The sequence below is a fragment of the Frankia sp. Hr75.2 genome (genome assembly GCF_949319125.1).
GTDB classification, from domain to species: domain Bacteria; phylum Actinomycetota; class Actinomycetes; order Frankiales; family Frankiaceae; genus Parafrankia; species Parafrankia soli.
In genome coordinates this window covers 1-10,550 of the sequence record NZ_CASGGV010000244.1, presented here as the reverse complement: position 1 = coordinate 10,550, position 10,550 = coordinate 1, and the positions used below count along the sequence as shown (strand labels likewise).

Here is a 10,550-nt window from a genome sequence, read left to right as displayed (position 1 = left end):
GCCCTATACCGTTCAAGCCCGGCGAGCGGATACGGTCAGCACCGTGAAGTTTCCGCGTCTTCTGGCCGGGCTCGGGCTCGTCGTGCTCACCGGCATCGCAGGTACCGCATGCACGACGCACGCCGGGGCTGCCGCGCAGGTCGGGTCGAGCACGATCGAGACCTCCACGGTGCGCGGGATCGTCGACCGCGGCTTCGAGGCCGTCTCGACCGTCCCCGCCCAGCAGGCGGCGCAGAGCCTCGACCGGCCCGAGCTGCAGCGCCGCACGCTGACCACCCTGGTGCAGCTCCAGGTGCTCGAGTCCGAGGCGGACCGCCTCGGGGTCACGCTGAGCAGCCAGGACGTCGACGCCTACTACCAGGCGTACGCCGTCCTGCAGTTCGGCAGCGTCGAGGCCTTCGAGACGCGGGCCGCCGCGGCCGGCTTCGCCAAGGAGGACGTCGGCGTGATCGTGCGCACCGGGGCGCTGGAGTCCGCCATCGGTGACAAGATCGCGCCCACCACCCTCGCCTCGGTGGCCGAAGCCCGCACGCAGTACGACAGCATCGTGGCGCAGGTCGGCGAACTTCCGCTGACCTTCGAGGCGGCCCGTCCGTACCTGCAGCGCTTCCTGGCCACCGACCAGCGTGCCGTCAAGCTCCGCCCGCTGCTGACCGAGGCCGCCGACCGGGAGCACGTCTCGATCAACCCGCGCTTCGGCTCGTGGGACGACAAGCAGTTCGCCGTGGTCTCCGCCCCCGGGACGATCGCCACGACGGCCGCGCCGGAGTCCGCGCTCGACCTGACACTGGGCTCCTGACCGGCGTGACCACCCGCATCACCCTGGTCTCGACCAGCGCCCGGGTGGCCCCCGGCCTGCTCACCGCCGCCGCCTGGGACGTGCTCCGCTCGGCCCGGGTCTGGACGGCGAGCCCGGAGCATCCCCAGGCCGCGGCGCTGCGCGAGGCCGGCGTCGACGTCTCGGTGCTGCGCCCCGCTCCGCCGTCCGAACCCGGCGCGGGGCTGCCGGCCGAGGCCGGTGTGGTGCCGTCAAGCCGGGCGGAGGCTGATCCGGTCGCCGAGCTGCGGGCGGTGGCCGGGCCGGGCACCCATGTCGCGTGGCTGCTCGACCCGGTCTCGCCGACAGCCGCCGACCGCGCGCTGCGCGCCGCCCTCACCGACCAGGACCACTCGGCGGAGCCGGGGGCCGTCGTCGAACTGCTCGTCGCCACCCGCGAGCTGCCCGGGTCGGCGCTGCTCGACGCGGTCGCGGTCATGGACCGGCTGCGCTCGCCCGGCGGCTGCCCCTGGGACGCCGAGCAGAACCACGTCTCGCTGGCCCCCTACCTGCTCGAGGAGGCCTACGAGGCCTACCAGGCCATCGAGGACGGGGACCTCGCGGAGCTGCGCGAGGAGCTGGGCGACGTCCTGATGCAGGTGCTCTTCCACGCGCGGGTCGCCGCCGAGTCCGGCGGGGCGGGCTGGGACGTCGACGACGTCGCGGCCGGGCTGACCGCCAAACTGATCCGCCGCCACCCGCACGTGTTCGGTGACGTCGCCGTCTCCGGCGCGGACGACGTCGTCACCAACTGGGATGCGATCAAGGCCCAGGAGAAGGGCCGGAAGTCGGTGACGGAGGGCGTGCCGCTCTCCGCGCCGGCGCTCTTCCTGGCCGCCAAGCTGCTACGGCGGGCCGCGAAGCTCGGGCTCCCGCCGGAGCTGGCCCTTCCCCGCCACCCGGCCGGCAGCGGCGCCGGGGCGGCCGGGGCCGGCCTGCCCGGCCTCGTCGCGGAGCTGGCCCGGGAGGTCGGGACTGCCGGCCCCGGAGATCGGGCGTCCGCCGGTCAGGGTGACGGTCCTGGCGCCGAGGCGGGCACCACCGCCGAGGAGCGGGTCGGGGACCTGCTGTTCGCCGCGGTCGTGCTGGCCGGGGAGCAGGGGGTCGACCCGGAGACCGCGCTGCGCGCACGGGCCCGGCTGTTCCGGGACACGCTGGCCCGGGCCGAGCACGCCGCCCTCGCCCGCGGCGAGGAGCCCGGTGGGCTGGCCGCCGACAGCTGGCGAGACCTGTGGGCAGCCGCGAGCCTTCCCCCGCTGGAGCGGGGCGCCGCGGGCGGGCCGGTGCGCGAGGCCTGACCGGGCGTCGAGGAACTACGCAGGCCAGATACCGCCGTCCGGCGATGCGTGGCGGATGGGTGAGTCCTGGCTGTCACTCAACCGCCGCGGTTCCTCAGCGCCGTGCATACAGGCCTGGTAGGCATGAATATTTTCCGCCTCCGGCCTTCTCCGGGATTCCCGGTGCTCCGCCGCGCACCCCTGCCTCCCGGTGACACGACCCCCCGAGCCTCGGCCGCGTCCCGCGTCCCGCAGGTGATCATGGTGTTCCGCGGTGCCGCCGTCATGGTTGACAGTCGATCTAGGAAACGTTGGTGGTGTGGAGGCGGTGGGCCTTCATCCTCTGGATCGGCTGACTGGTGGTCCGCCGACGCCGACGCGTCGCCAGCCCGCATCGCCACGTATCCAGCCGAGAGACTCAGCATCAACCTGACCCGGTTTTCGCGATCTTTGGAAGACGGCGATCATGTCTGAGAAACACCTCTTTGGCATCCTCGGCGAGCTGGTGGCTACCTCGCGCCTGGTAGTGGACCGTCCGGCCGGAAGCAGGCATCCACGAGTGCCGCAGGCCGTGTATCCCGTCGACTACGGCTACCTGGAAGGCACCGTGGCCGCGGACAGTGACGGTGTGGATGTCTTCTGTGGCAGCGCCGCCTGCACTGGCGTCGTGGGGTTCTTCGTGACGGCAGATCCCGTCAAACGCGATGTGGAGATCAAGGTGCTGATCGACTGCACCGCCGACGAGATCGAAGGTGTGCGACGTCTGCTGGACGATGTCTTGGAGATCGGCGGCATGCTCGTGCTGCGGTCCACGGAGACCGACTGAGGACCGCCGAAACACCTGTCTGACGGGATGAGCCCGGGTCGCAGAGACCGCGCCACGACAAGGCCGAGCAGGATCGCCGTCAACCATCACCTGGGACGTCAGTGGCAAGCATCTACCGGGACAGGACAACAGCCGCGCCCGACCAGCCCCGCCGAATTACCCGGCCTTGCGTCTAGCCTCGGAGCATGGTTGGAACACCCAGACAGGTGGCCGCCGACGTCCAGCGGATCGCGCGGCGGCGCAACGCCCCGATCGTGCTCGAGCTCGACCTGACGTCCGATCCGGTCGAGGGCGTGCCCACGGACCCGCTGACGGCGGCGGTCTCGCACCGGCGGACCGGCCTGCGGGAGATCGTCGACGGGCTGCGCCGAGCGGCTCGGGACGAGCGCGCGAGCGTCGTCGTGGCGCACGTCGCCGCCTGCGGGATGCCGCTGGCGCGGGTGCAGGAGATCCGGGACGCCGTCGCCGAGTTCCGGGCCTCCGGCGGGGCCGCCTACGCCTACGCGGACACCTTCGGCGAGTTCGGCGGCGGCACCGTCGCCTACTACCTGGCCTGCGCGTTCGACGAGATCTGGCTCGCGCCGCCCGGTGACCTGGGCCTGACCGGCGTCGCGATGGAGACCCCGTTCGTGCGCGACGCGCTCGACCGGCTCGGTGTCACCGTTGAGATCGGTCAGCGCCACGAGTACAAGAACGCGGTGAACACGCTGGTGGAGCGGGACTTCACCCCCGCCCACCGGGAGGCGCTGGCCCGCATCGTCGACTCCAGCGCCGAGCAGATCGTCGCCGGGATCGCGCAGAGCCGGGGCCTGTCGGCCGACCAGGTCCGGCGCATGATCGACATCGCGCCGCTGGCCGGCCACGTGGCGCTCTCCGCCGGCCTCGTCGACCGCATCGGCTACCGCGACGAGATCTACGAGTACGCCCGGGAGCGAGCCCGCGCGCTGGCCGGCCGGGACCCGGGCGATGACGCCGGGGAGACGGTCGAACCGGTTCTGAGGTACGTCTCCGCCTACCGGCGGGCGGCCGTCCGCAAGGCCGAGTCGCCGGTGCGCCGCGCCGGGTCGTTCGCCTCGTCGCTGCCGGCGACGATCTTCCTGCGCGAGTCCGGCCGTTCCCGCACGGGAACGGCCGGTGGTCCCGGGGACGAGAGACCGGCCGGCGCGGCGGGCCCGTCGCGGGCGGGCGCGGACGTGGTGCCGCCGGAGATCGATCCGCACACGTCGGTGGTGGCGCTCGTGCACGGCACCGGGCCGGTGGTCCTCGGCGGAGCCACGATGCCCTTCTCGGGGCCGGTGTTGGCCGCCGACGCCGTCACGGCAGCGTTCCGCGCCGCCGCACGTGATCCTTCTGTGGCCGCCGCGGTCTTTCGGGTGGAGAGCCCTGGAGGCTCCTATGTGGCCTCGGACGTGGTCCGTCGGGAGATCGAACGGTTCCGATCCACAGGCCGTCCAGTAGTGGTCTCGATGGGCTCGGTGGCCGCTTCGGGCGGGTACTTCGTCGCGCTCGCGGGGGACGTGATCGTCGCGAACCAGGGAACGCTGACCGGGTCCATCGGTGTCTTCGGCGGCAAGCAGGTCGTGCGCGACCTGTTCGACAAGGTCGGCATCGGCTTCGGCGCCGTCGCCGCCGGTGAGAACGCGCTGATGATGTCCCCACGCCAGCCGTTCACCCAGGCCGAGCGGGCGAAGCTGGACGAGTTCCTCGACCGCGTCTACGCCGACTTCGTGGACAAGGTCGCCCAGGCCCGCCGCATGTCGCACGGCGACGCCCACGAGCTCGCCCGCGGCCGGGTCTGGACGGGCGCCGACGCCCACCGTCACGGCCTGGTGGACGAGCTGGGCGGGCTGGCCCACGCGATCGACCTCGCCTGGGCCCGGGCCGGCCTGCCGGCGGGGGAGACGCCCAGGGTGCGGCTCACGCCGAAGCCGTCGGTGTTCGACCGGCTGCGCGCGCCGAAGTCCAGCGAGGAGCCGGCCGCGGCGTCCGCGCTGGCACCCGGGCTGGGCGCCGGGCTCGCCGGCCTCGGGCTGCGCGGCGCGCTGCTCGTCGGCGAGCGGCTCCTGGGGGCTGGCCTGGCCCGGGCGGGCCTGCCGGGTGCCGGCCCCCTGGTGATGCCGCCGGTCGGCGAGATCCGTTAGTCCCGCGGGGCCCGGCCGGGCAGAACGCGCGCTGGTTGCGCGACCCCGGAGCGTGATCAGGGTGTCACGATGGTGGCGGGACGTCCCCGCGTGGCGCGACCGGGAGGCGACGCGGTGGCGCGCGGGCGGCGGTAGTCTCGCACCGACCGGTTCGTCCGGACGGCGCCGCTCGTCCCCGTGCCCCGGGTCCGCGCCCGCCGGGCTGCCGCGGCGGATCCCCGGTGCCCGTCCGTCCGCCAGCGGTCGTTTCTGTCCGCCAGCAGATGTCTGTCCGCCAGCAGATGCCGTCCCGCGCCGGTGCCCCGGTCGCGTCTCCATCGAAAGGTCGTGCCCGTGCCGTCCATCGAGGCTGTCGGAGCCCGTGAGATCCTCGACTCCCGAGGCAACCCCACCGTCGAGGTCGAGGTCGTCCTGGAGGACGGCACCCTCGGCCGCGCCGCCGTCCCGAGCGGTGCCAGCACCGGTGCCTTCGAGGCCGTGGAGCTGCGCGACGGCGGTGACCGCTACGGCGGCAAGGGCGTCACGAAGGCCGTCGAGGCGGTCATCGGCCGGATCGGCCCCGCCATCATGGAGCTGGAGGCCACCGAGCAGCGTCTGCTCGACGCGACCCTGATCGACCTGGACGGCACGCCCGGCAAGTCCGCCCTCGGCGCGAACGCGCTGCTCGGGGTCAGCCTCGCCGTCGCCAAGGCCGCCGCGGCCTCCAGCGGCCTGCCGCTGTTCCGGTACCTGGGCGGCCCGAGCGCCCACCTGCTGCCGGTGCCGATGATGAACATCCTCAACGGCGGGGCGCACGCCGACACCAACGTCGACATCCAGGAGTTCATGATCGCGCCGATCGGCGCGGGCACGTTCGCGGAGTCGCTGCGCTGGGGTGCCGAGATCTACCAGGCGCTCAAGAGCGTGCTCAAGGGCCGTGGCCTGGCCACCGGCGTCGGCGACGAGGGTGGCTTCGCCCCGAGCCTGCCGACGAACCGGGAGGCGCTCGACCTGATCGCCGAGGCGATCGACAAGGCCGGCTTCGGGCTCGGCGACGACATCGCGCTGGCGCTCGACGTCGCCTCCACCGAGTTCTTCGCCGACGGCTCCTACACCTTCGAGGGCAGCGGCCGGTCGGCCGAGCAGATGATCGACTACTACGCGGACCTGGTCGACTCCTACCCGATCGTCTCCATCGAGGACCCGCTCGCCGAGGACGACTGGGCCGGCTGGACGAGCATCACCACCCGGCTCGGTGCCCGCGTCCAGCTCGTCGGCGACGACCTGTTCGTCACCAACCCGGAGCGGCTGGCCCGCGGCATCGCCGAGGGGGCGGCGAACGCGCTGCTGGTGAAGGTGAACCAGATCGGCACCCTGACCGAGACCCTGGACGCGGTGAACCTCGCGCACCGCAGCGGCTACCGCTGCATGATGTCGCACCGCTCCGGCGAGACCGAGGACACCACGATCGCCGACCTGGCCGTGGCCGTCGACTGCGGCCAGATCAAGACCGGCGCCCCGGCGCGCAGCGAGCGGGTGGCGAAGTACAACCAGCTGCTGCGCATCGAGGAGGAGCTGGACGACGCCGCCCGGTACGCGGGAGCCGGCGCGTTCCCGCGGCGGACGACCACCGGCTGAGCCGACCATGCCCGTCCGGCGTACCGCGCTGACGACGAGGGCCACGCTGCTGGCCGTCGTCATCTGCGTCCTGGTGTTGACCCTGGCCTATCCGTTGCGGCTGTACCTGCAGCAGCAGGCGAAGATCTCCGAGCTCACGCGGGCGAACGCGCAGCGCCAGACCAGGGTCGACGACCTGCGCGCGGAGGTGGCCCGTTACGACGACCCCTTGTGGGTGGCGGACGAGGCGCGCCGCCGGCTGCACTTCGTCCTGCCCGGGGAGAAGTCGTACCTGATGCCCACCGCGCCGCATCCGACGGCGGAGCCCGGAGCGGACGCGGCCGGTGGCTCCGGCGACCAGTCCTGGTACGGCCGGCTGTGGTCACAGCTGGACGAACCGCCGGCTACTCCGACTCCGGCGCCGCCCTCGTGAGCGGCGGCGTGGGCGGTGAGCTCGCCGTCGTGCGCCGCCAGCTCGGCCGTCCGCCGCGGGCCGTGCTCGACGTCGCGCACCGCTGTTCGTGCGGGCTGCCGGACGTCGTGGAGACAGCCCCGCGGCTCGAGGACGGCACGCCGTTCCCGACGCTGTTCTACCTGACCTGCCCGCGGGCGGCGGCGGCGATCTCGCGGCTGGAGGGCTCCGGCCTCATGCGGGAGATGACCGCGCGGCTGGGGACCGATCCCGGGCTCGCCGCCGCCTACCGCGCCGCCCACCGCGACTACCTGGCGCGCCGCGACGCCCACGGAACCCTGCCCGGGAACCCGAGCGCCGGTGGGATGCCCGACCGGGTCAAGTGCCTGCACGTGCTGGTCGCCCACAGCCTGGCCGCCGGCCCGGGAGTCAACCCGTTCGGTGACGAGGCTCTCGCTCAGCTCGCCGACTGGGGGGCCCGCGGGCCGTGCGTCGAGCCGGACGGCGCATCCTGTGCGGGGGAACCGGGGGGCTCGCGCGGCCATGCGGCACGCGTCGGCCAGGGACGAGAGGAGACCGCCGGATGACCCGCGTGGCCGCGATCGACTGTGGCACCAACTCCATCCGACTGCTCGTGGCCGAGCTCGACGAGGGGGCGGCCGGCTCCGGTGGGCGGCTGCGCGAGCTGACCCGCCGGATGGAGATCGTCCGGCTCGGCGCCGGCGTCGACCGCACCGGTGAGCTGGCGCCCGAGGCGCTGGCCCGGACGTTCACCGCGCTGCGCGACTACTCCGACGAGATCACCCGGCTCGGCGCGACCCGCGTCCGGATGGTCGCCACCAGCGCCACCCGGGACGCGCGCAACCGTGCCGAGCTGGTGGACGGCGTCCGCGCGATCCTGGGTGTCGACCCCGAGGTGATCAGCGGTGGCGAGGAGGCTGCGCTCTCCTTCGCCGGCGCGATCGGCGATCTCGACGGGGTCGCGACTCCGATCCTGCTGGCCGACATCGGCGGCGGCTCGACCGAGCTGGTCCTCGGCGGCGCCGAGGGCGTGCGGGAGTCGATTTCGGTCAACGTGGGCTGCGTCCGCATGGCGGAACGCCACCTGCACTCCGATCCGCCGGCACCGGAGCAGATCGCCGCGATCGTCGCCGACGTCCACGCGGCGTTCGACCTGGCCGAGCGCACCGTGCCCATCACCACCGCCGCCACCCTGGTCGGTGTCGCCGGGACGGTGACCACCGTCGCGGCACTGGCGGCCGACCTGCCCACCTACGATCCCGACCGCATCCACCTGATGGTCACCTCGGCCGCCGACGTGGCCGCCGTCACCGCGAGCCTGCTCGGGATGACCCACGCCCAGCGCGCCGCGCTGCCGGTGATGCACCCCGGGCGGGTGGACGTCATCGCCGCCGGCGCACTGGTGCTGCGGACCCTCATGGAGCGGTCCGGAACCTCCATGGTGATCGCGAGCGAGCGGGACATCCTCGACGGCATCGCACTCTCGCTGGGCGGAGTGGTCGAGTCCGGGGCTCGGTGAATCTGCCGGGCTCGGGCTGGCCCGGAGACCCGGCCGTCCCGGGCACGCCCGTCGCCCGTTCCGGGCCGGAGGTGGCGACCCTCGCAGGGACGGCGCCGGACTGCGACGAGCTTGACGCGCGGATTTCGGTCTGCCGGGCCTGCCCGCGGCTGGTCGAATGGCGCGAGGAGGTGGCCGCTGTCCGCCGGGCCGCGTTCGCCGACCAACCCTACTGGGGACGGCCGGTGCCGTCGTTCGGGCCGGCCGACGCGCGGACGTTGATTGTCGGCCTCGCCCCGGCCGCGCACGGCGGCAACCGGACAGGCCGGATCTTCACCGGCGACCGCAGCGGGGACTGGCTGTTCACCGCGCTGCACCGGGCCGGCCTGGCCGCCCTCGGGACCTCCGTCTCCGCCGGCGACGGCCAGCGGATGACCGGCGCGCGCGTGGTCGCCGTCGTCCGGTGCGCGCCGCCGGCGAACAAGCCCACCCCCACCGAGCGGGACACCTGCCGGCCCTGGCTGGTCCGGGAGCTCGAACTGCTGCGACCGGCCCTGCGGTCGATCGTCGTGCTGGGCGGATTCGCCTGGTCCGCGCTGTGGCCGGCGCTCGCGCGGGCCGGCTATCCGACGCCGGCGCGGCGCGTTCCGTTCGGCCACGGCGTCACGGCGGACGCGGGTCCGGTGCGGGTCCTCGGGTGCTACCACCCGAGCCAGCAGAACACGTTCACCGGCCGGCTGACCGAGCCGATGCTCGACGCCGTCCTCGCCGCCGCCGTGGCCGATCCGGTGGCCCAGGAGGGCTGATGGCGGCATCGTGGCCCCGCGGAGCTGATGGTGGTCCCGCGAGCTGACGGTGGTCCCGCGCGCCGGCTCCGGGGAGGCTCCGGCATGCAATCGTCCGGCGCCCGGCTCGCTCCGGTGACGTCCCGGGCCGCCCGGACGGGAGCCCGGGTCGTCCTCGGTGGGGCGCGTTGCGTGGGGCCGCGAATCGCCGCGCGGCCAGGTGACCGAAACCACGGTGAAGGTCGAGTCTTGCGGAAACGTCCATTACCGTATCCGGTGGGAGCACGACTTCCCGTATGCGGGGACAGTGGGCCAGATCACGCCGCGACCGCCTGTCGGACTAACGGACGGGTCGTGCGGCGAAGGCTCGGTGTGGTCTTCGAGGCTTGGCGTGTCTGCCCGTGGCAGCCGCATTTTTCCTCGTCGAGAAGGTGGTTCACCGCGGATCTCATTGTCTGTGGGGATACCGACCGGCGAACCCGCCGGCCGTCGTGGTGGGCCGGGTCGGGCCGTCCGGCCCGGGAGTGGCGTCCGGCGGTGGTCGCGCGGCCCCCTTCGCCCAGGACGGGTGGCCCCGGGTCCAGGTCGCTCGTGATGTCGCTTTGCGCTTCCGATCCCATGCGGAAGGTGTCCTCCAGGTGCCTGTCGGGATGCCACTGTGTGGCCAGCGTCACCCCGGAACGGCGGACCGCGCAGGCACCGGTGGGCAGCCCGGCGGAGACGCCGGGGGAGGGCCGGCGACCCGGAGACGGCCGGCCGGGTCGGGGCCGCCGGGCCTGGTCCGCGCGTCCGCGGGCCGTCCTCGACGGAGCCGGAGCCGAGACCGCCTTCCCGGTGCCCGCTGAATGGCCTTCGAAATAGGTCCGCCGTCCCCGGCCGGTGTCGGCAGAACAACATCGAGGGCATGCCGGAGGATTCTGCTCGGCACTGGTACCGAATTCCGATTGGCGCCGTGAGCGCCGGTGGGGCCGTTCACGCGGCTGCCGTGGGTGCGGATTCCCTCGCCGCATCGCTGATAACGACTCGAATCGTTTGGGACGGTGCCGCCGGGCCGCGCCGGCGCCCGGCGCGCGACGTCTTTCGCGCCCGGGTGGGCGCTTTGTCGCACCACCTAGCCGGCCGGCTGGTTCGCCCGGCGGGGCGGCCCGGTGCGGCCCGCCGCGGCCGCGCCGGCGGG

Annotated in this window: 9 protein-coding genes; all 9 read left to right on the top strand. The window is 73.7% G+C overall.

The annotated features are described in order from the left end of the window. Positions 1-43 precede the first annotated feature (43 nt). Entirely contained in the window at positions 44-799 is a 756-nt protein-coding gene (locus AC559T_RS17205; protein WP_112108371.1) for a SurA N-terminal domain-containing protein, read from the top strand. 5 nt (positions 800-804) lie between these two features. Then, positions 805-2,115: a nucleoside triphosphate pyrophosphohydrolase gene (locus AC559T_RS17200; RefSeq protein WP_498869392.1), complete on the top strand. Its 1,311-nt coding sequence runs from the start codon at positions 805-807 to the stop codon at positions 2,113-2,115. A 445-nt stretch (positions 2,116-2,560) separates the two neighbouring features. Beyond that, the gene (locus AC559T_RS17195; protein ID WP_071059219.1) at positions 2,561-2,920 is read left to right on the top strand and encodes an inorganic pyrophosphatase; all 360 of its coding nucleotides are present in this window, start codon (positions 2,561-2,563) and stop codon (positions 2,918-2,920) included. Positions 2,921-3,105: 185 nt separating this feature from the next. After that, complete coding sequence (gene sppA / locus AC559T_RS17190) at positions 3,106-5,061, top strand: signal peptide peptidase SppA (RefSeq protein WP_498869391.1); 1,956 nt, start codon at positions 3,106-3,108, stop codon at positions 5,059-5,061. Positions 5,062-5,394: 333 nt separating this feature from the next. Beyond that, positions 5,395-6,678, top strand: coding sequence for a phosphopyruvate hydratase (gene eno, locus AC559T_RS17185; RefSeq protein ID WP_020458457.1), 1,284 nt, complete (start codon positions 5,395-5,397; stop codon positions 6,676-6,678). A gap of 7 nt (positions 6,679-6,685) precedes the next feature. Next, positions 6,686-7,090, top strand: a complete 405-nt coding sequence (locus AC559T_RS17180) for an FtsB family cell division protein (RefSeq protein WP_071059223.1) — start codon at positions 6,686-6,688, stop codon at positions 7,088-7,090. Continuing rightward, positions 7,087-7,656 (top strand): DUF501 domain-containing protein, encoded by a 570-nt coding sequence (locus tag AC559T_RS17175; protein ID WP_498869390.1) that lies wholly within the window; start codon positions 7,087-7,089, stop codon positions 7,654-7,656. Before AC559T_RS17180 ends, AC559T_RS17175 begins: the two co-directional genes overlap by 4 nt. Then, positions 7,653-8,609, top strand: a complete 957-nt coding sequence (locus AC559T_RS17170; protein WP_071059225.1) for a Ppx/GppA phosphatase family protein — start codon at positions 7,653-7,655, stop codon at positions 8,607-8,609. Before AC559T_RS17175 ends, AC559T_RS17170 begins: the two co-directional genes overlap by 4 nt. After that, on the top strand, positions 8,606-9,394 hold the full coding sequence (locus AC559T_RS17165; protein ID WP_498869389.1) for a uracil-DNA glycosylase: 789 nt from the start codon (positions 8,606-8,608) through the stop codon (positions 9,392-9,394). The genes AC559T_RS17170 and AC559T_RS17165 overlap by 4 nt, the downstream gene beginning before the upstream one ends. Positions 9,395-10,550: the final 1,156 nt, after the last annotated feature.